Annotated in this window: 21 protein-coding genes and 2 pseudogenes; 18 read left to right on the forward strand and 5 right to left on the reverse strand. The window is 62.2% G+C overall.

Annotation, left to right across the window (positions count from 1 at the left end; translation table 11 throughout):
• The first annotated feature begins 66 nt into the window (after positions 1-66).
• From MHM88_RS20930 to MHM88_RS20950, 5 genes and pseudogenes are all read left to right on the forward strand, one after another.
• Positions 67-1,800, forward strand: a complete 1,734-nt coding sequence (locus MHM88_RS20930; RefSeq protein ID WP_040179402.1) for a GMC family oxidoreductase N-terminal domain-containing protein — start codon at positions 67-69, stop codon at positions 1,798-1,800.
• A gap of 32 nt (positions 1,801-1,832) precedes the next feature.
• Positions 1,833-2,474 (forward strand): annotated as a pseudogene (locus tag MHM88_RS20935) (OmpW family protein).
• Between the two features lie 20 nt (positions 2,475-2,494).
• Complete coding sequence (locus MHM88_RS20940) at positions 2,495-3,340, forward strand: alpha/beta fold hydrolase (RefSeq protein ID WP_040179405.1); 846 nt, start codon at positions 2,495-2,497, stop codon at positions 3,338-3,340.
• A gap of 141 nt (positions 3,341-3,481) precedes the next feature.
• Positions 3,482-3,682: pseudogene (locus MHM88_RS20945) on the forward strand (transposase); the annotation flags it as partial.
• Between the two features lie 100 nt (positions 3,683-3,782).
• Entirely contained in the window at positions 3,783-3,992 is a 210-nt protein-coding gene (locus MHM88_RS20950; RefSeq protein ID WP_152460876.1) for a helix-turn-helix domain-containing protein, read from the forward strand.
• A 271-nt stretch (positions 3,993-4,263) separates the two neighbouring features.
• Here MHM88_RS20950 and MHM88_RS20955 read toward each other — a convergent pair whose 3' ends face one another.
• A complete protein-coding gene (locus tag MHM88_RS20955) occupies positions 4,264-4,842 on the reverse strand; it encodes a hypothetical protein (RefSeq protein ID WP_152460878.1) in 579 nt (192 codons plus the stop codon).
• 132 nt (positions 4,843-4,974) lie between these two features.
• On the opposite strand from MHM88_RS20955, the gene MHM88_RS20960 reads away from it, so the two are divergent.
• From MHM88_RS20960 to virB11, 13 genes are all read left to right on the forward strand, one after another.
• The gene (locus MHM88_RS20960) at positions 4,975-5,289 is read left to right on the forward strand and encodes a hypothetical protein (RefSeq protein WP_008335576.1); all 315 of its coding nucleotides are present in this window, start codon (positions 4,975-4,977) and stop codon (positions 5,287-5,289) included.
• Positions 5,249-5,926, forward strand: a complete 678-nt coding sequence (locus MHM88_RS20965; protein ID WP_239368748.1) for a lytic transglycosylase domain-containing protein — start codon at positions 5,249-5,251, stop codon at positions 5,924-5,926. Before MHM88_RS20960 ends, MHM88_RS20965 begins: the two co-directional genes overlap by 41 nt.
• Before the next feature lie 16 nt (positions 5,927-5,942).
• Entirely contained in the window at positions 5,943-6,224 is a 282-nt protein-coding gene (locus MHM88_RS20970; protein ID WP_009574106.1) for a TrbC/VirB2 family protein, read from the forward strand.
• 111 nt (positions 6,225-6,335) lie between these two features.
• Complete coding sequence (locus MHM88_RS20975; protein ID WP_180888400.1) at positions 6,336-6,614, forward strand: type IV secretion system protein VirB3; 279 nt, start codon at positions 6,336-6,338, stop codon at positions 6,612-6,614.
• The gene (locus tag MHM88_RS20980; RefSeq protein ID WP_180888399.1) at positions 6,589-8,982 is read left to right on the forward strand and encodes a type IV secretion system protein B4; all 2,394 of its coding nucleotides are present in this window, start codon (positions 6,589-6,591) and stop codon (positions 8,980-8,982) included. The genes MHM88_RS20975 and MHM88_RS20980 overlap by 26 nt, the downstream gene beginning before the upstream one ends.
• Before the next feature lie 205 nt (positions 8,983-9,187).
• Positions 9,188-10,300 carry a transglycosylase SLT domain-containing protein gene (locus MHM88_RS20985; protein ID WP_180888398.1) on the forward strand — a complete coding sequence of 371 codons (1,113 nt, stop codon included), beginning with the start codon at positions 9,188-9,190 and terminating at the stop codon, positions 10,298-10,300.
• Positions 10,297-11,064, forward strand: a complete 768-nt coding sequence (locus MHM88_RS20990) for a type IV secretion system protein (protein WP_180888397.1) — start codon at positions 10,297-10,299, stop codon at positions 11,062-11,064. The genes MHM88_RS20985 and MHM88_RS20990 overlap by 4 nt, the downstream gene beginning before the upstream one ends.
• Positions 11,061-11,495, forward strand: a complete 435-nt coding sequence (locus tag MHM88_RS20995) for a hypothetical protein (RefSeq protein ID WP_239368750.1) — start codon at positions 11,061-11,063, stop codon at positions 11,493-11,495. The genes MHM88_RS20990 and MHM88_RS20995 overlap by 4 nt, the downstream gene beginning before the upstream one ends.
• The gene (locus MHM88_RS21000; protein WP_180888396.1) at positions 11,496-12,509 is read left to right on the forward strand and encodes a type IV secretion system protein; all 1,014 of its coding nucleotides are present in this window, start codon (positions 11,496-11,498) and stop codon (positions 12,507-12,509) included.
• Between the two features lie 17 nt (positions 12,510-12,526).
• On the forward strand, positions 12,527-13,207 hold the full coding sequence (locus MHM88_RS21005) for a virB8 family protein (protein WP_180888395.1): 681 nt from the start codon (positions 12,527-12,529) through the stop codon (positions 13,205-13,207).
• A gap of 5 nt (positions 13,208-13,212) precedes the next feature.
• On the forward strand, positions 13,213-13,947 hold the full coding sequence (locus tag MHM88_RS21010; protein WP_180888394.1) for a TrbG/VirB9 family P-type conjugative transfer protein: 735 nt from the start codon (positions 13,213-13,215) through the stop codon (positions 13,945-13,947).
• A gap of 2 nt (positions 13,948-13,949) precedes the next feature.
• Positions 13,950-15,392 carry a TrbI/VirB10 family protein gene (locus MHM88_RS21015; RefSeq protein WP_180888393.1) on the forward strand — a complete coding sequence of 481 codons (1,443 nt, stop codon included), beginning with the start codon at positions 13,950-13,952 and terminating at the stop codon, positions 15,390-15,392.
• An 82-nt stretch (positions 15,393-15,474) separates the two neighbouring features.
• Positions 15,475-16,455 (forward strand): P-type DNA transfer ATPase VirB11, encoded by a 981-nt coding sequence (gene virB11, locus MHM88_RS21020; protein ID WP_180888392.1) that lies wholly within the window; start codon positions 15,475-15,477, stop codon positions 16,453-16,455.
• A gap of 118 nt (positions 16,456-16,573) precedes the next feature.
• Here the strand turns inward: virB11 and MHM88_RS21025 are convergent, their stop codons facing one another.
• The 4 genes from MHM88_RS21025 to MHM88_RS21040 all read right to left on the reverse strand — a co-directional run bounded on the left by MHM88_RS21025 (position 16,574) and on the right by MHM88_RS21040 (position 19,982).
• Positions 16,574-17,698 carry a benzoate/H(+) symporter BenE family transporter gene (locus MHM88_RS21025; RefSeq protein WP_209227859.1) on the reverse strand — a complete coding sequence of 375 codons (1,125 nt, stop codon included), beginning with the start codon at positions 17,696-17,698 and terminating at the stop codon, positions 16,574-16,576.
• A gap of 75 nt (positions 17,699-17,773) precedes the next feature.
• The gene (locus MHM88_RS21030) at positions 17,774-18,397 is read right to left on the reverse strand and encodes a 3-oxoacid CoA-transferase subunit B (RefSeq protein WP_040179337.1); all 624 of its coding nucleotides are present in this window, start codon (positions 18,395-18,397) and stop codon (positions 17,774-17,776) included.
• On the reverse strand, positions 18,397-19,125 hold the full coding sequence (locus tag MHM88_RS21035) for a CoA transferase subunit A (protein WP_040179339.1): 729 nt from the start codon (positions 19,123-19,125) through the stop codon (positions 18,397-18,399). Before MHM88_RS21035 ends, MHM88_RS21030 begins: the two co-directional genes overlap by 1 nt.
• Positions 19,122-19,982, reverse strand: coding sequence for a 3-keto-5-aminohexanoate cleavage protein (locus MHM88_RS21040; RefSeq protein ID WP_040179341.1), 861 nt, complete (start codon positions 19,980-19,982; stop codon positions 19,122-19,124). Before MHM88_RS21040 ends, MHM88_RS21035 begins: the two co-directional genes overlap by 4 nt.
• Between the last annotated feature and the right edge of the window lie 137 nt (positions 19,983-20,119).

Consider the following 20,119-nt stretch of genomic DNA (forward strand, 5'->3'; position numbering starts at 1 on the left):
TTGGCCCGCTCCTCATGCGGTGAGGAGCCGTTTGGAGCGGGCGACTATGTCTTTGGGAGGACAATCATGAAAATTTTTTCGAAAGCACTCGAAAAGGGCGATAGGCTGATGACGCTTCAGGCCGGGCTGGTGCATGGCCGCATCGGGCGGCGGGCCTTTATACAGATGGCCGTGGCGGCCGGCGCATCGCTGGCGACAGCCAAAGTCTGGGCACAGGAACTGGGCGATGCGGCGATCACGCAGCGCTATAATGCGCAGAACCTGGCTAGATCCTATGACTATATCGTCGTCGGCTCCGGGTCAGGCGGCGCTGTGGTCGCTGGACGACTGGCAGCCGAAACCGATGCCAACGTACTGGTGCTGGAAGCCGGCGATACCGATCAGATTGACGAAGTACTGAACCCGCTGATGTGGCCCACCAATATCCGTTCCGAACGTGACTGGGGTTATACCGCAGAGGCTTCCGACAAGGTGAACGGGCGTTCTCTGATCCTACCGATGGGCAAGGTTGTTGGCGGCGGATCGTCGATCAACGTGATGATTTGGGCGCGTGGCCACAAGAACGATTTCGACCACTGGGCCGCCGAAACCGGCGATGAGGCCTGGAACTACGAGAATGTGCTGAAGATTTACAAGCGGATCGAAGATTGGCACGGCCCAGCAGATGACAGCCGCCGCGGCACGGGAGGGCGACTTTTCGTCACTGAGGTCGAAGACCCTAACCCGATCGCGCCGGCCTTTCTGCAAGCCTGTGAAAGCGTCGGGATTCCATCCTATTCCGATATGAACGGCGAAATGATGGAAGGCGAGGGCGGTGCGGCACTCGCCAATGTGCGGATCAAGGACGGGATGCGCCGCAACCTGCCCGCCGACTACCTTTGGGAAACGCTGAAGCGCCCGAACATCACACTGGTGACCGGCGCAACCGTCCACCGCGTCGAGCTTGATGGAACCACCGTGACGGGCGTCACTTTCGAGAAGGACGGCGAAGTGATGACCGTGGGCGCGAATGAACGCGTCGTGCTCTCGGCAGGTGCGATCAACACGCCGAAAATCCTGATGCAGTCAGGTATTGGTCCGGCGGCTCACCTCCGCGAGGTTGGCGTGGAGGTAGCGCATGATCTGCCCGGGGTCGGCCAAAATTTCCAGGATCACATCCTCGCCGCGGGCTGCGTATGGGAGTATGACACCCCGCTGCCGCCGCATAACTCGGCGGCCGAGGCGACATTCTTCTGGAAGTCGAATTCCAACCTCGACACACCCGACCTACAACCTTTCCAGATTGAGGTGCCCTACGCATCGGAAGTCCATGGCCCGGCCTTCGAGGTTCCGGCGGGGTCGTGGACTATCGCGCCCGGCATCGTGAAACCGAAATCGCGCGGCGAGGTGCGGCTCACGGGGCCGAACCCCAGCGATCCCCTCTCGATTGACGGCGGCTTCCTTAAGGAAGAGGCCGACCTGACCGCGCTCACCCGCTGCATTGAACTGTGCCGCGAAATCGGCAACTCCTCCCCGATGGCCGAGTTCGTGAAACGCGAGGTGATGCCCGGCGCGTTGTCGGGCGAAGACCTCAAGGACTTCGCCCGCAGCGCTGCCGGGACCTATTTCCACGAAAGCTGCACCTGCAAGATGGGTACGGACGAGATGTCGGTCGTGGATGGGTCGCTGTCAGTTTATGGCATCGAAAAACTGTCGATTGCCGACGCCTCAGTCATGCCGCAGGTCTCGACCGGCAACACGATGGCCCCAACCGTGATCATCGGCGAACGGATGGCCGACATTCTGGTGGGAGCGATCTGATGACTTTGCAAGCGATATTGACCCGACCCGCTATGGCCGCGATTGCGTTGGTGGCGGCGCTCCAGAGCGCTCAGGCGCAGGACTTTTCGGATCGCAAGATCGAGTTGAAGGCCGGGCTGACGGGTGTGTTCTTTGACGAGGCCGCGACCGTCAGCATAGGCGGCGTAGAAGTGCCAGGCGGTGATGCTCGGATCGACGACAATGTCACAGCCATTTTCGAGGTTGGGTACTTCTTTCGCCCGGACATTTCGGTCTGGTTGGGCCTCGGCCTTCCCGCGACAACCAGCCTTTACGGTGCCGGTTCGCTTGAGGCGTTCGGGCATCTGGGCGATGTCACCTATGGCGCCCCAAGCCTGACCCTGCGCTACCATTTCAACACCGACGGCAGGGTATCACCCTATATCGGAGCAGGTGCGGTCTATGGGCTGATCCTCGACGAAGAAGATGCGGCGCTTGCTGACGTGTCGGTCGATAACGGCTGAGGCACGGTGCTGGTCGCCGGTGTCGACTACGCCATCGACGACAGATGGGGCGCTTTTGCAGAGATCAAGAAATCCTGGCTGGAAACCGAAACAGATTTCACAGCGCCCACTGGGGCCGGACCGGTGGTGGGGGGCTCAAAGCTGACGCTCGATCCGGTCACGGTCACGTTGGGTGTGTCGTATCGGTTCTGACGACAAACGAGGAGCATTGCATGAGCGAAGATCGTTACGTCGATATCATGGGGCTGAGGACGCGCTACCGGCAAGTCGGCACGTCCGGTCCGGTGGTGCTCCTCGTCCACGGGATCTATTCGTCCATCGAGGACTGGCAGGGCAATATCGGCCCGCTCGCCGAGCGATACCGGGTCTGGGCGGTGGACCTGCCGGGCTGCGGCAGGACCGACAAGCCCGCCGATTTAGACCTGTCGCTCGATGCGCAGGTCGCGTTTCTGCGGGCCTTCGTGACGGAACTCGGGCTCGAAAGTTTCCACCTCGTGGGGCACTCGATGGGCGGACGGCTGTCATTGGGGCTCACGCGCGCAGAGCCGGCTCGGGTCCGTTCGCTGACCCTCGTCTCGCCTGCAGTGATCGGCTATGAGACCTACATTCTCTTCCGGCTCTCGACCCTGCCGGGGCTGGGAGAAATGTTGACCTGGCCGAACCCGCTGGGGATGCGGATGCTGATGGGGGAGGTCGTTCATGACAAGAGCCTGGTGACCGATGAACTCGTGCGCGCAAGACTGGCCTTCGCCCGCATGCCAGGGGCGCAACGCGCCTTTCTGAAGACCCTGCGTGGATTGTCGAACCTGTTCGGATTCCGCCGTGAACTGGTGCGTGACCTGCATGGTTGGCTGGGCGAAATCGACCAGCAGGTTATGGTGATCTGGGGCAAGCAGGACAAGCTAACGCCAATGCATCACCTGCGATTCCTCGAGCAGGGAACAAATGCCATTCGCAAACGTCTCTATGATGGCTGCGGTCACCTGCCGCATCTGGAACACGCGGATCGGTTCAACGCGGATCTGACGGCTTTTGTCGCGGATGTCGACAACCCGTGACTGTGGCACGCCAAAAAGTGTGTTCCGGTATCCGTGCATTCGTTAACAAAACACCCCGATATCGCGCCCTTAGTGACCTGCCCCCCGAAACCTCCCGCACTTTAATGTAGAGTTTGCTCAACCTCTTGAAGGAGCAAACAGATGCGAAAGAGCCGTTTTACAGAAGCGCAGATCATCGGGATGATCAAAGAACAGGAAGCCGGGATGCCGACGGAAGAGGTCTGCCGCAAGCACGGTCTCAGCCAGGGCACATTTTATAAATTCAAATCCAAGTATGGCGGCATGGAAGTGTCTGATGCGGCCAAGCTGAAGGCTTTGGAGGATGAGAAGGCAGGCATCCGATTCCGGCGATCTCGCGCCGTTCCCAGATTTCTTCTCAGCACCTTCGAATGTAACATATATCGCGTGGTGACATTTCGCGCATCGTGTCCGTTTCGCGGGCATGAACTTGCGGGACCGTGTAGCACAGAACATCCAGGAATTGAGACGCGCCCGCGGCCTCAGCCAGGAGGAGCTTGCTCATCGGGCCGACGTGAGCCGCGGCCATATGGGCAAGGTCGAGAACGCCAAGTTCGCGGCCTCCCTCGACCTTCTCGAACGCATCGCCAAGGCGCTCAATGTCGACCCCGAAGAACTCTTCGCGAAACGCTAGTGCGCTTCCTGAGGCTTTGATCCCGTCACCCAACGCGAGAGACATAACGGCAAGAACGATACGAGTGGCGCGGGTACATGGCGAAGAGAAAGACTGGCTGGCCCTTCCTGGAAGGGTTTATCATCGACGGAACGCAGGAAACCCATGTGTTCACCGACTATCGCTGGGATGATGGAAGCGTGAGCCGCCGCCAATTCGTGGATCCTGACAGTTACGACCCTACGCTTGTCATAGTACGGCCAGTGTCACTCAAACTGTCGGACAGACAGCATCAGTAGGAAAACCACTCCGAGTGACCCATGTTGCCCTCGTAGTCGCCGAATTCGACCATGATGCTGCGGGAATAGAAGTGCCAAAGGCCGCCACCGCTCGGATAGGCGATCTCCTGTCCGCTTTCCGAGACGAATGTCGTGGGCCAGGGCGTGTGGGACCCGTAGACCCGCTGGATATAGCGGCAGGTCCGGTTCTCACGATCGCAGGAGCGGATCGACCAGTCCCACTGACGCGGCTCGTCACGCGGCTCGTAGGAGCGCCCGGTGAACCAGATCACATGGGTCCGGTTCAGCCATTCGTATTCGGGCAGGTTGGTGTCGAGCTCGCCCTCGCCGCCGGGCCCGCCCAGCTCGACCGGCACATGGGCAAAGGTGCATACCCCGAAGGGCGGCAGGCTCGGCCAGGGCGTGATGCGGCGGATCATCGTGCGATAGGCCCGCGCGCAGACAGCACTCGGGGGGAAACCACCCGCCATGCAGAGCATGATGGCGCAGTCGATGTCATAGGCTTGCGCCTTCTCCGGGGCTCCGAAGCCTGCCAAACCCCCGATTATCGCCGCCATTACTTGTCGTCTCATGCCACTCTCCCGCAAAAGTTGCGGCAACTATCGTGCAATATGTAGTTTTCTGCAATATGTCGTATTGACTCTATATAACTTTATGGCCTTAGTGTCGTGAAGTAGAAGGGCTCTCGTGGGGAGAGTCCGAACATGCCGATAGCGCGCAACCAGATCCTGATCACCATAGACGGTGTCAAAGACTTGTCCGAGAAGGGCATCGCGTTCCGCTGCCGGTATGAACTCGTGGGGTTCACGGACGATGGCAAGCCGCGCTACCAGTGCATCTACCTGCGCGAGGGCGAACCGGAAGCCATTCTGGTCTCAACCCGGATCACCCCGCACGGTCCGGAGCCGCGGTATTTCAACATATGGCCAGGGCTCTTCAAACATCATCTCGAGTTCGGTGACGGGCGCGATCTGCGCTTTGGTCCTGATTACAGCATCACCCTCGAGGAGCGCGGCTGACGTCATCGCCTTTGGCCGTGACGGGGCGGCCCGGACCTCGGGCTGGACCTTTCATGGCGCGCGGCCTGCGTGGGTGGGGCTGAGTGATAGCGCTGAGGCCGGGGTGGTTCTTGCCTCGCTGGATGCCACACCGCCGTCTGGCCGCGACGACATCCTCTCCCTGATCCGCACGACTGCTGACCGGCACCAGGGGAACCGTGCCCTGCGGCAGGTCGGCCTCGATGAGGACGACTGGCTGGTCCTTTTCCAAGCGCTGGTCGAGGCCGAAAGCAGCTACAATCCGACTGCCGTGAGCCCCAAGGGTGCCTACGGTCTTGGCCAGCTGATGCCAGACACGGCCCGCAGCCTCGGAGTCGATCCGCGCGATCCGTCCCAGAACCTCGATGGCGCCGCACGCTATCTGCTCGCGCAGATCGCCACGTTCAAGGACATCGATCTGGCGCTCGCGGCCTACAATGCCGGGCCGCATCGCGTGGTCGAATATTCCGGAATTCCACCCTTCGCCGAGACCCGCGACTACATCGCGCGCATCCACCGGATCCGGGCCCGACTCGCGGGCACATCCGTTTCCGCGCCGGACATCCGTGTCGCGACCCGCGTGCCAGCCCGCGCGCCAGTCCTCATCGATCTTCAGTAAAACAAGGGAACTTCGCATGCTTCGACATCGCCTCAGCCGCCTCTTGCCTGCCGCCACAACCCTGGCGGCTTTCGCAACGCCCGCCCTCGCGCAAGACTTGTCACCCATCCAGACCATGCTGGAAACCGTCGAGGCCGCGCTGACCGGTCCGATCGGGATTGCGGTCGCCACGCTCGCGGTCATCGGCACCGGCTTCATGTGCATGATGGGGCGCCTCAACTGGGGCTGGTTTGCCTCGGTCATCATCGGGATCGTCCTGATTTTCTCGGCTGGCACCATCGTCGACGGCTTCTCGTGACATTCCGGCAAAATAGCGTCCTACGAGGGACCCGAACGCGTTGTGCTTCGCAAACGCTGCCTCGGGTCCCTCTCCGGACACACATTTCCTTCTAAGCCGGAATATCACCCTATGGCAGAACGATCCCCCCTCTTTCTGGGCCTCGCCCGACCGCCCAAGTATCTGGGCCTCCCTGTCGGATACCTCGTGGTGCTGGCGACCGGGGTCGTTCTGCCGTTCATCTGGACGAAGTCTATGGTCTTCTTCCTGATCGGTATCATCGCCTATCCGATCCTCTGGTTTGTCGCCGACCGCGAGCCGCATTTCTTCGAGGTCTTGCGCGTCTCCTACGGTTCGGTGCGCCCGACGAAGAACCGCACCCTGCATGGAGGGGACAGCTTTGGCGCTTGATACGGGCACACTTTCCACTCACGGAACCGCTCTGCTTCAGGCTGGCGGCGGGGCGTTCGCGCGGGAGAGTTATCTCGCGGAACACCTGCCGTATTTTGCCCTTGCCGATGACGATGTCATGGTGCTCCGCGAGGGCGACCTCATGGCGAGCCTGCGCTTTGATGGCCTCAATCCGATGACCAGCGAAGACACCCGGCTCGATGCGCTCAAGCGCGCGGTTGCCGCCATCGTCGCTCAGACCGGCAATGCCTTCGGCTTCTACATCCACCGGATCTCCGTGCCGCAGGATCTCGGAATGCGCCCCATCGAGGGAGACAGCTTCGCCGCCGCGATCGACGCGCGCTGGCAGGACCATGTGAAAGACCTGCGCCCGGCCAAGCGCCAACTCTATCTCAGCGTCATTCGGCGGCCTGATATCTCGGCGCGCATTCCGCTTCTGCGGGCGCTGGCCCGTAAGGCCTGGGTCAAGGACCGCGCGACGCGCCTGCAGGAGCTGAACGAGGTCATGGGCTTCTTCGAGGTGGCACTTGCCTCGGCCAATCCCGTGCGGCTGACCCGCAAGGGAGGCGAATGGCTGGGCTATCTCAACACGCTGAACGCGGGCAGCTTCTCCCCCATCGCCTTCGGGCAAAGCGCCTTGCCCCTCTCACATACCTTGAGCAATTGCCGCGCGACCTTTGACGGCGACGTCGTCACCCTGACCGATGCCGTGACCGGTCAGGTCAAATATGGCGCACTTTTCTCGATGAAGACCTATCCGGCCCTCACCGACGTGACGCTCCTCGACGCGCTCGACCTGCCGCTCGACATCGTGCTGACGAATTCTTTCAGCCCGATCCCGAACAACATCATGGCCGAACGCATCCAGCGCATCATCCGCCAAATGCAGGCCTCCGACGATGCCGCCGTCTCCCTGCGCGAACAACTGGGCCAGGCCGCAGACGACCAGGAAGCAGGCCGTATCGCCTTCGGCGACCATCACCTCTCCATCGCCGTCTATGTGCCTGACCGCGACACGCTTGAACGGGCAGCCGCCCAGATCAAGCGCGTCGGACAGGAAATCATGTCGGTGATCGTGCGCGAAAACATGGCGCTGAAAGCCACCTATTTCGCGCAATCCCCCGGCAATTTCGGCTACCGCGCCCGCAAGACACCGATCTCCTCGATCAACTTTGCCGACTTCGCGGCCCTGCATGGCAGTGTCGAAGGGCGCGGCCCGGATCAGTCGCCCTGGGGCCAGACCATTTCGGTTCTGCCGACAGTCGGCACCTCTGGCTACCGCTTCAACTTCCACGAGGCGGGAAGCTCGGCCAAGGAACCGACCGTCGGACACACCCTCGTTCTGGGGCGCACCGGCACGGGCAAGACGCTCACCACCGCCTTCCTTGCGGCGCAGGCGCAGCGGGTCGGCGCGCGGCTCTTTTTCTTCGACAAGGATCGCGGGCTCGAGATGGCCGTCCGCGCCCTTGGCGGGCGATACAATGAAATCCGTGCCGGTGTTCCCACGGGGCTGAACCCGCTCGCCACCGAGACCGACGAGCGCGGCCGCGCCTGGCTCTCGGACTGGCTTGCGACACTTCTCACACGGAATGGCACACTTTCGGGCGAGCAATCTCGCCATATCCAGAGTGCCGTCGGGCAGAACGCCGATGCGGGCGTGGCGCTGCAGCGCTTCGCCAGTTTCGAGACGCTGTTCCAGTCGCTCGATGACGACGGCGAGTTGCAATCCCGCGTTGCCGAATGGGCCCCGGGCGGACGCTATGGCTGGGTCTTTGACGAGCCCGAGCGCGGCGCGGGCCTCAAACTCACGGGCGACATCGTCGGGTTTGACATGACCGAAATCCTCGACATGACCACCGAGCGCATGGCGGTGCTCTCCTATATCTTCCGTCAGATCGAACGCGTGGTCGAAGACCGCCGACCCACCATCATCGTGCTCGACGAGGCCTGGAAGCTATTGGACGATCCCTACTTCGGGGCGCGGCTGGAAAACTGGCTGGTCACGCTTCGGAAGATGAACTGCGTCGTGATCATGATGACGCAATATCCGAGCCAGTTGCGCGACAGCCGCGTGGGCAAGACCATCGTCGAGACGGTGCCGACCCAGATCCTCTTCCCGAACGATCGCGCCACGTTCTCCGATTACGACTTCCTGCGCGTGAACGCCAAAGAGGCGGCTCTTCTCGTCCAGCCTACCATCGGCCAGCGCATCGCGCTCGTTCGCTCGGCGGGCGACAGCGTCTTCGTCGATGCCGACCTCTCCGCGCTCGGCACCCTCCTCCCCATCCTTGGCGGCGGCGCCACCGGAGAGGCCCGCGTACCCGCCGATTGGCGCGCCAATCCCAATTTCTGGAGAAATGTGCTATGAGTTCGAAACCCCTCTTTATGCTTTGCGCCGCCGCAGCAGTCCTTCTCTCAGCTTGCGAGAAATACACCGAACAAACCTCGCCCTGCTTCGGTCGCAATGGCGAACCGCGGGTGACGCGCGCGGCCCTCTCTTTCTCGACCATGGGCGCACCGGTTAAGCAAGGAAGCAAACCCGACTGCAGCTTCGAGCTCCTGCCCCGTCCGGAATGAGCCGCGCCGCGATCATATCCGCCGGGCTCTGCCTCGGCCTCAGTGCCCTGCCCGCGCATGCCCAGGGCGTGCCGACGCAGGACAATTCCGCGATCGGCCGCGCGATCGCGCGGGTGACGGCGCTCGCAGAGGATCTGGGCGTCCAGCAGGACAAGGATCGGACGGAGTCCACTCTGGCGGACGTACAAGCCGACCAGCTGCGCGTCCTCGAGGAGATGACCGCCGCAATTACTGGTCCCGGCTTCGATATCCGCGCGCTCGAGGGCAATGCGGATTTCGGGGTGGCGGCGGTCTACCCGAACACCGATCCAAGCCCCATGAACAGCCGTCTCTTCGGCGAAGGCCGTGAGACCGTCGAGATGATGATCGTCGAAGTTGCGGGCGAGTTCGCGAGTGCCCCCGGTGTGGCCCGCGCCGGTCTCTCGGCCACCCAGTGGCGCTGCCTCTTCCAGGCCCTGATCAAGCAGGAGAGCCGCTTCAACGTCGCGGCACAAAGCCCGGTCGGCGCCTATGGTCTGACCCAGCTCATGCCCGGCACGGCCTCCGACCTCGGCGTTGACCGCTATGACGTGAAGGACAACCTGCGCGGCGGCGCGCGCTATATCACGACCCAGCTCGATCGCTTCGGCAATATCCCCCATGCGCTCGCAGCCTATAACGCGGGGCCGGGCCGGGTCATTGAATATGGCGGCGTGCCACCCTTTGCCGAGACGCAGGGCTACGTGCGCAATATCTCGAAGTTCTACAACGAATACCTCGCCGTGGTGGGCGGCGCCGACGCGCTCGGCACACTCTCGCCCTCGGACTTTGCGTTGGCCGAATATGCCAGCATCTCCGAGGCGGGCGTCTATTACGCCGCCGACAGTTTGGCCACCACCGAACAGGTGATCAATCGCCTGCGCGCGATCATCCTGCAGATCGATGCGCAGCCCAATGCCAAGGCGGCCTGGGAGCTCAACACCTACGCCAAGGCCGAGATCGGCCGCATCCTCAACCTTCGCGTCCGGCTGATGGCCGCCAACCAGCAGCGCGAGGCGGCCTATGCGCAGCACCTCGTCGCCGACCGGCTGGCCGAGCGCGACTTCATGCAGATGGGAGTTCCCGAATGAGACAGCTTCTCCTGACCGTAGCTGCGGTCACCACACTCGGGTTTGCCTCGCCCGCTGCTGCCCAAGGCGTGCCGACCTTCGATGGATCACAGCTTGGTAAGCTCGTGGCACAGCTCGAGCACATGGCCGAGGACCTGAATGTCCAGATGCAGCAGCTCGCCACCATGCGGCTGGAACTGGAGACCCAGTTGTCGCAACTGACGAACCTCGAGGCGCAGCTGACCTCCTTGATCGAAGGCAGTGGGCTGGGCGAGCTTTTTGCCACGGTCGAAGAATTCCGCGCGCTCCGCGGCAAGCTGGTTGCGCCCCTCAATACCGCACAGTCGCTGGCGAGTGGCGATTTTCTGAGCGGGTTCAATCCCGGCGCCGAGCTTTCGGCCTCGGTCGAGCGGGTGCTGTCTGGCAGCGGTTTCACCTCGGAGCGCCTGAGCACGCTCTCGGGCTCTGATCAACCCGCCGACAACCGCATCGCCGCTTCCGCCGGGGCCAGCGCCATGTTGTCGGTCGCGGCGCAGGAAAGCCACGAGGAGGCCGGTCAAAGCCTCGAACGGCTCGAGACCATGGTCGGGCTCATCGACGATCAGGACGGGCTGAAGGCCGCCGTCGATCTCAATACCCGCGTCACCGCCGAGCTCGGCATCATCCTGACCCAGATCTGGCGGCTGGAAGCGGCCCAGGGCGTCAGTGCCGGTCAACTCGGCGTTGTCGATGCCGCGACGCTGGCAGATGAGCGCAAGTTCCGCTCGATGGCGGTGGATCCATGAGCAAGTCCAAACTCACCCCGAGCTGTTTCACCTTGATGGAAGCTGGCCTCCTCAGCCTTTCGCTTGCCCTGCCGGTCGGTCTCCTCGTCCTGCCCGACCCGGCCTTGGGTCAGGATCGTCCCTTCACCTCGATGGAAATCGCACGGGATGACGCCGATGCGTGCCGCGTCCCCAAACCCCCGGTGGATCTCGCCGAGACCGCATACTTGCGCAATGGTTACCGCGCGATCCTGCGCATCCTGATCGCCGAAGAGGCACTGGCCACAGAGAACTGCACCTGCCTGCTGGACGACTTCACCTGGGACCAGGCACTCATCGCCCTGCCCCGGTTCCAGACCTCGGACAATCCACGCCTGCCCTTCAAGGTGCTCGATCTCTACGCGCAGGCCGACGCGTTCGAGGCGCAAGTTGCGGAGGCCTGTGTAAAGTAGATGGGTGTTATTCGCGACATCCTGAGCCAGGTCGACGCGGCGGTGGATACCGTGGCGCAGGACGGCTTTGTCTCCTCGGCAGGTGCTGTCGGTGACGTGATTTCTGCCGGGGCCGCGCTCCTTGTCGTGCTCCTCGGGATCAACGCGGTGATGCAACTCCGCCCCCTGCCCTTCGGCACCGGCTTTGCCTTCGGCATGAAGATCGCGCTCGTGGGGATCTTCGCGCAGAGCTGGGACAATTTCAGCATGATCTACGACATCGTCACGCGCGTGCCCGACTCCGTCGGAGCCTCGATCCTTGCGCTCACCGGCTCGGGCGACGAGGCCGGCGTCTATGAGAGCCTCGACAACATGGTCGCCCGCATCACCGCCTATGGCGACACGATCGGCGATCGCGCGGGCTGGGTCTTCGGCGCGGTCCTCGGTGCCATCTTCTTCGTCCTTTCCGCCGTTTTCGCCGCCGTCACCGCAGGGATCATCGCCTTCGCCCGCATTGTCTTCGCGCTGATGATCGTGATCGCTCCCTTCATGATCGTGACCTCGCTCTTTAAACCGACGCAATCCCTTTTTGAGGCCTGGACTCGCGCCACCATCGGCTATGCGCTCATGCCGGTCGCCGCCGCAGGGGCCGCGGGCATCATCGTCGCGATCGCCGAGGCCATCGGGGACGCCTCCGCCGATCCGGGCGATGTCGAGACCGTCAGCCTCATCCTGCCCTTTCTCGTCATCCTGATCCTTAGCGCCGGGATCATGGCCTCGGTCCCCTACATCGCCTCCAACCTCACCGGCGTGGTCGGCATTGCCTCGAATGCCGTGGGGCTGACCGGCCTCGCGCGCCAGGGTTTCGTGAACACGCGGGAGTATGGCACGGGTGCTGCCTCGCGCCTCGTCACCGGCAAATCGCCGCAGGAGCTGAACCAAATGGCCAATGCGGGCGTGGTGAAGACCGGCGAGATGATCCGGCAAAGCCCCGGCGCGCTCCTCTCCGCCGCCAAGGCCTTCCGCAAACCCTGATGTGAAAGACGATTGACTTGAAGAAGAAGGTACTTAGTTCCTCCGCGCCTGACCGCGACGCGTTTGAAGCGGATTTCATCTACGGGCCGCGGCGGCGCGAGCGTTTCGCCTGGTTCGTCGCGGCGGCCGGCGTGCTGGTCGGCGTGGCCGGCATGGTCGCGGGCGCGAGCCTCTTTCCGCTCAAATCGACCGAAACCTTCGTCGTCGTCGTCGACAAGGAGACCGGCGAGATGGACCGGGTCGCCGCTGTTCAGGCGCTGACCCTTTCCGAAAGCGACGCCATCATCCAGGCCAATCTCGTGGCCTATGTCGATGACCGCGAGACCTATGACCTGACAGATGGCGAGCAACGCATCAACTCGGTGCTCGATCGCTCGGATGGCGATGCCGCCCGCACATTGCGCGATCTCTGGTCATCTACCAATGAGGACTATCCGATCACCGTATATGGCCGTGACGCCAAGATCGAAGTGGTCATCAAGTCCGTGAATCAGATCGAGCGCGGCGTGGCCCAGGTCCGCTTCACCCGCACGCTGCGCCGTCCCCGCGACACCCGCACCGTGACCCGATCCTACGTGGCCACCGTCGGCTACGACTTCCAACCCGAAACCCGCCAGCGCCTTCAGGACGTCTGGGCCAACCCCTTGGGCTTCGTGGTGACCTCCTACCGCGTCGACGCCGAGACCCTGGAGAATTGACCCAAATGAGATCTCTACCTGCGCTCCCCACCATGGTCCTCTTGGCGCTTGCCCTTCCTGTTGCCGCCCTCGCCGAGGCCACCCCGCAAGGCGGCCCGCTCGACATCCGCATTCGCACCGCCGTCTACAATGAGAACCAGGTCTACAGGATCGAAACCGATCTTCGGCATTCAACGACGATCCATTTTGGGGCGGGGGAGCGCTTCGAGGCGGTGATTGTCGGCGACACCGAAAGCTTCCAGGTCGACCCGATCCCCGAGCTTGGCAACGTGCTGACCATCAAACCGCATGTGGCCAATGCCTCGACCAACATGACGGTGATCACCAACCGCCGCACCTATTCCTTCCACCTGCGCGAGGGCTCGATCCCGAACCGCACCGGCATGTTCTTCGAGGTCCGCTTCCGCTACCCGGACGAAGAGCGTCGCACGGCAGGTGCAACCCAGCCCAAGGGCTTTGAGGCCCCGCGCAACTACAACTACCGCGTCTCGGGCGAAGGGGATTTCCGCCCCAGCCATATCTATGACGACGGGCGCTATACGTATTTCGTCTTCCCGGAGAACGGTCGCCAACCTGCCCTCTTCAAGGCCGATGACCAGGGCCGCGAACGCACGGTGAACTGGACCCAGCAAGGCAACACGGTCCGGGTGCTTGGGGTGAACACCTACTGGACACTACGCATTGGCGACGAGGTGATCTGCGCCTGGCGCGACGAGCGCACCATATACGTGAGCAACTGACCATGGCCGATCAAACCCCTCCCGATCTGCAGGACCGCCTCGACCAGTTCAGCCAGCGCGGCAAATCCAAACACCGGGCCAACAGCCTCGGGGTTGGTGCTCTCGCCGCCGCCCTCGCCCTTGGTGGCGCCGGCGTCGCGTATTTCCTGGCCACCGGGCTTCGGACAAGTGACAGCGCGCTTGAGACCTCCGATGTCGAGACCTTTCAGGACCGCCGCCCCGGCACCGGCGGGCGGCTGGAGTTTCCACCCGATGAGACAGAGCAAAGGGTCAATGACGCGCTGATCGCTGTCGAGGAAGCGCTGGACGTGCCCGCCGCCCCTGCCCCGGAACCGAGCGCCGAGGTGCTGGCCGAGATCGCCAAGCTCCGCGAGGCCCTCGCCGCCAGCCAGGCTGCCCGCAACTCGGAAATCCAGTCCGCCGTCGCAGACCTGCGCGAGGCCTTCGACGAACAAAAGGAAGCGCTTGAAGCGACGCTGACCGCAAAGGAAACCGAGCTGGCCAACCTGCAGCGCCAGACCGATACCCGCATCGAAGGGCTGCAAGCCTTGCTCGATGCCGAACGGGCGCAGCGCGAGGGACTGGAGGCAGAGTTGGACCGCGAAGGTTTGATCGCCGACCAGCGCCTTCTCGAAGAGCGCCGGCGTCAGGAAGAGGAGCAGCGCCAGCGCGAGGCCGAACGGGTCGCCGAGGAGCTTTTGACCGCGCAGATCAAATCCCCCGCCGTGGTCTACGCAGACGGTCCGCGTGGTGGCCAAAGTGCAGCGGCGGAGGCCGACACTGCGGCCGCTGTCGCCGGGGAGCCGGTCCTGTCAGGAAACGAGCAGTTCCTGCAGAGCGCGCGACCGCTCGAAGTGCAAGAAGCCGCCCGCCTCACCCATCCCGAGCGCACGCTGACCCAAGGGTCCGTCATCCAGGCCGCGCTCCAGACCGCCATCAACAGCGATCTACCCGGGTCTGTCGTGGCGGTCGTCTCCGAGCCGGTCCCGGCGTTTTCCGGGGACCGGATCCTGATCCCCCGAGGCTCCCGCCTTTTTGGCCAATACCGCTCCGGCATCGAGATGCACCAGAAGCGCATCCTAATCCTCTGGACCCGCGTTCTGACACCGGACGGAACCTCGATGGAAATCTCCGCCGTGGGCGGCGATCAACTCGGTCGCTCAGGCCTCACCGGTCTCGTGGACACCAAGTTCGCCGAGCGCTTCGGTGGCGCGGCGCTGATTTCCGTGATCGGGGCAGCACCGGCCGTGGCGGCGGAAAGTGCCAACAACGAGACGACAAGCATCGTCCTGGGCGATGTCGGCAGCGACCTGCAGGATGCGGTCGGGTCCGTCATCGCCGAGCAGGTTTCGATCGCACCGACGATCTATGTCGATCAGGGTGCCTCGGTCACCGTGCTCGTGGACAGGGATGTGGTGATCTACGGGGGTTCCGGTTCACAATGAAAAAGAAGCATCAGGTTTCGCGTTCGAGCCGCAGGCGAGAGGCAGCGAAACCAGGTTCAATATTACCGGAATCACCGAATTGATGGATCAGGCGTCACCATCCTCCTACCTCGAGCGATATCTCGACCCGTTCCGCGACCTTCTAAGGCGTGACGACGTGGTCGAGATCGCGATCAACCCGGACGGCAAGGTCTGGCTCGAGGTCGCAGGCGACGCCACCATGCGCCACGAAGGTCAGACCGTGGATCGCACCACCGCCCTCAACATGGCCCAGACCATCGTCGGCGACGCCAAGGCCCGCGTCTCTGAAAAGAACCCCCTCGTCTCCGGCAAGGTGGAATATGCCGGCCGCCCGCTTCGGGTCCAGGTCGCCGTGCCACCCGCCATCGATCGCGGGGCCTCGATCACCATCCGCCTCTTCGCCTCGGGCAGCGTCCAGGATTACGCCCCCGCCTATCTCTTCGGCAAGGCCGTCTCGCTCGATGCGCTCCGCGCCGAGAAAATGAAAAACATCGCCAGTCTCGCCGAAGAAAGCCTCGAGGCCGCACTGCAAACTCTTGTCGAGGCGCGGCTCAACGTCCTGATCAGCGGCGGCACCTCGACCGGTAAGACCACCTTCGCCCGCCACCTTCTGACCCATGTCAGTGAACACGAACGGCTGATCACCATCGAAGACGCCTTCGAACTCTTCCCTGGTCAGCCGAACACCGTCGCCCTTCTGGCCGACCGAGGTGCCGGGTCGCAACGCAGCGCCAACGCCCTTCTGCAGGCCTCCCTCCGCATGCGCCCCGATCGGATCATCGTTGGCGAGCTGCGCGGGGCCGAGGCCTTGACCTATCTCGAAGCGATCAACACCGGTCATGGCGGCTCGGTCTCCACCATCCACGCCGAAACCGCGGAACTCGCCATCGATCGGTTGGCGATCATGGTACTGCAGGCGGGAACGCCGCTGACCTTCGCCGAGGTGCGCGAGTACATCCGCAAGTCCATCGATGTGATCGTACAACTGGGGCGGGCCGAGGGGAAGCGGGGGATTACGGAGTTCTATTTGCCGGGGTGGTGACTTACATCATTGAAGCCGTACTTTGCACACATTTGGCGCAGCGAGTAAGCTTAAGCCTGTAACCTACAGCAAGAAGGCTTGCGACCTTACACTTAGGCTATACGTTTGACACAAATTCTCAGGTGTGTGTTTTGCCCGAAAACAACTCGGCGGACCTGCCTAGAAAGTGGACGGCGATCCCAATAACCACCCCCCAGAAGGCCGAACCGATTCCGAACAGGGTCACACCAGATGCCGTGAACAGGAACGTCAGCAGCCCCGCCTGAGCATCTTCAGACGCAAGCATCGCACCGGTGAATTTCAGGATAGGTTGTAAGAGCGCGAGACCAGCCAGCAGGGCAATAAGCGCCGTCGGCAAAAGCACCAGTACTTCAACGATGGTCCCGGCGAAAACGCCGCCAAGGCAGAAGAAAACGCCACAGGCGATGCCGGCGACATAACGGCGGTCGGGGTCTTCATGGCTATCCGATCCCGCACAGAAGGCTGCGGTGATCGAGGCCAGAGCGGTTGTTATTCCGCCCAAGAGCGCGGCCAAGACAGAGACAAGGCCGCCAACAATGAGGATCGGATTTGCCGAAATCCGGAAGCCATTGGCCCTTAGGATCGCCATCCCCGGAAGGTATTGTCCGCTCAGTGTTGTGATGAGCAAAGGCAATGCCAGGCTCAGCATGGCCCCCATTGAAAAGACCGGTCCGCTGACTTCGAGGGACGCGAAAACCACGCCCACGGTTCCAACCGATGCATCGTAGAAGACGGCGCTGATCAACAGTGCCGAGGCCAGCAGGACAAGCATGGAATAACGGGGAAAGAGCATCGCGCAGACGGCGAAGACGACGATCAGCAGCGCAATTGCGGCAGGATCAGTTGCCAATCCTCCGGCGGCCTTTAGGCCGAATCCGAAGAGTATGCCAGCCATCATTCCATTGGTCACCGAAGGCGGGAGGAGTTGTACAAGCCGTTCGAAGACGCCGGAAAAGCCGATGAGCACCAGAATCGCTGCCACAGCGACATAGGCACCGACCATCTCGGCGGGTGACAAGGATGTCCCGAGAGAAATCAGAAGGACCGTGCCAGGGGCCGACCATGCCATCGCGACCGGAACACGGAACCACAGGCTGAGCCCGATGCTCGACAGCCCAGCTGCCACGGAAATTGCGAAGACCCAGGACGAAAAACCCTCCTTCGAGGTGCCCACCGATTCCGCAGCGCTCAGATAGATCAGAAGCGGACCGGCGTAGGACACAAGGACTGCAAGAAAACCGGCCCCGATTGCGGAGCCGGAATGTCATTCAGGCGTAGCCCGTGATATCTAGATGCTTCAGACAATCGTTGCCTCGGTCGCCTTGATGATATCGTCGCGGGAGACAGCATCGGCGCATTCGACGATGTGCAGGCCCTTGTGGGTCACGTCCAGAACACCGAGGTTGGTGATGATCCTGTCGACCACGCCTTTGCCAGTCAACGGCAACGTACACTCCTTCAAGAGCTTGCTGTCACCATGCTTGTTGGTGTGATCCATCACCACCACAACACGGCCAACACCGGCAACGAGGTCCATCGCACCGCCCATACCCTTCACGAGCTTTCTCGGGATCATCCAGTTTGCGAGGTCACCCTTCTCGGAAACTTCCATTGCACCCAAGACTGCCGCGGCGATCTTGCCGCCGCGGATCATTCCGAAGGACATGGCGCTGTCGAAGTACGAGGTTCGGTTCAGCTCGGTGATCGTCTGCTTGCCGGCATTGATCAGGTCCGGGTCCTCTTCGCCCTCGAACGGGAACGGACCCATGCCGAGCATGCCGTTTTCCGACTGCAGCGTGATATCCTTGTCGCCGACGTAGTTGGCGACAAGCGTCGGGATGCCGATCCCGAGGTTCACATACATGCCGTCTTCGAGTTCCTGTGCGGCACGTGCCGCCATCCGGTTGCGATCCCAGGGCATTATGCTTCCTCCCGCTTGCGTGTTGCCCCTTCGGACCGCGCTCGCGTTGTGCGCTGTTCAATCCGCTTTTCGTGTTCGCCCTGTATCAGGCGGTGCACGTAGATCCCCGGCAGATGGATATGGTCGGGGTTGATCGAACCGCGCGGCACGATTTCCTCGACCTCGGCTACGCAGACCTTGCCGCACATGGCGGCGGGCGGATTGAAGTTGCGCGCGGTCTTCCGGAAAATCAGGTTGCCTGTGTCATCGGCTTTCCACGCCTTGACGATCGACAGGTCGGCAAAAATGCCCTCTTCGAGGATGTACTCTTTGCCGTTGAACTCTTTGACTTCCTTGCCTTCGGCGATCTGGGTGCCAACACCTGTCTGGGTGTAGAATCCGGGGATGCCTGCCCCGCCAGCGCGCATGCGCTCGGCCAACGTGCCTTGCGGGTTAAATTCCAGCTCCAGTTCTCCGCTCAGATACTGGCGCATGAACTCGGCATTCTCGCCGACGTAGGACGACATCATCTTCTTGATCTGGCGGGTGGCCAAGAGCTTGCCGAGGCCGAAGTCATCGACGCCCGCATTGTTCGAAGCGACGGTCAGGTCCTTCACGCCGCTTGCCATAATGGCGTCGATCAAAAGTTCCGGAATGCCACAGAGGCCAAAGCCTCCGGCCGCGACCAACATCCCGTCATGCAGGAGGCCATCCAGAGCCTCGGCGGCTGTTTTGTATACCTTGTTCATGATGCGCGTCCTTTTGAGGCATTCGCAGACAAGCGCAGTCCAAGAATGCGGCGCGCCTCTTGCCACGTTGCCACCGAGCGATCGTTTCTTTCACAAATCTCAACAGCCCGGCGCACCAAGGCTGCGTTGCTGGGAGCGAGCGTGTCGCGATCAAGTCGAACGTTGTCTTCCAGACCGGTGCGGGCATGACCCCCCGCAGCGATAGCCCATTCGTTCAGTTTGAGCTGGTTGGCACCAATGCCCGCGGCGCACCATGGAGCGTCTTCACCGAAGAGGCGGCGCACGGTGTGGATGTAGTAGTCGAACACATCACGATCGACCGGCATCGCGTTTTTCACGCCCATCACGAACTGGATGTAAGGCGTGCCCACAAGCTGACCTTTGTCAGCCATGTCCTTGGCTTTCAGGATATGGCTCAGGTCGAAGGCTTCGATCTCCGGTTTGACGCTGTAGGTCAGCATTTCGCTGGCCAGCCAGTCCACCAGATCAGGCGGGTTTTCGTAAACACGTGTCGGGAAATTGTTCGATCCGACGGACAGCGAGGCCATGTCGGGCGAAAGCGGCAACATCCCGCCACGCGTCTGACCCGCGCCTGATCGCCCTCCGGTCGAGAACTGGATGATCATGCCGGGGCAGTGTTTCTCGATCCCTTCTTTCAGCGCGGCGAACTTCTCAGGGTCTGAAGACGGAGATTCATCATCGTTGCGCACATGGGCGTGCACGATGGTGGCCCCGGCCTCAAAAGCCTCGTGTGTGGAATCTACTTGTTCCGACACACTGATCGGGACAGCCGGATTGTTGGCTTTTGTGGGCAGGCTGCCCGTGATCGCCACACAGATAATGCAGGGATTGGTCATGGGTGTACTTCTCCGTTGGATGCGACCGGACGGGTGCCAGCATGTGCGGGTTCAGGTTTCAGAAAGGAACGGTCGAAAAGTGCCGGACGCTTGCGCAATGCCTCGGTGGCCTTTCGCTCGTCATCGGTGAAGAACAT

The organism is Epibacterium sp. MM17-32 (genome assembly GCF_022348205.1).
Taxonomy (GTDB): Bacteria; Pseudomonadota; Alphaproteobacteria; order Rhodobacterales; family Rhodobacteraceae; genus Epibacterium.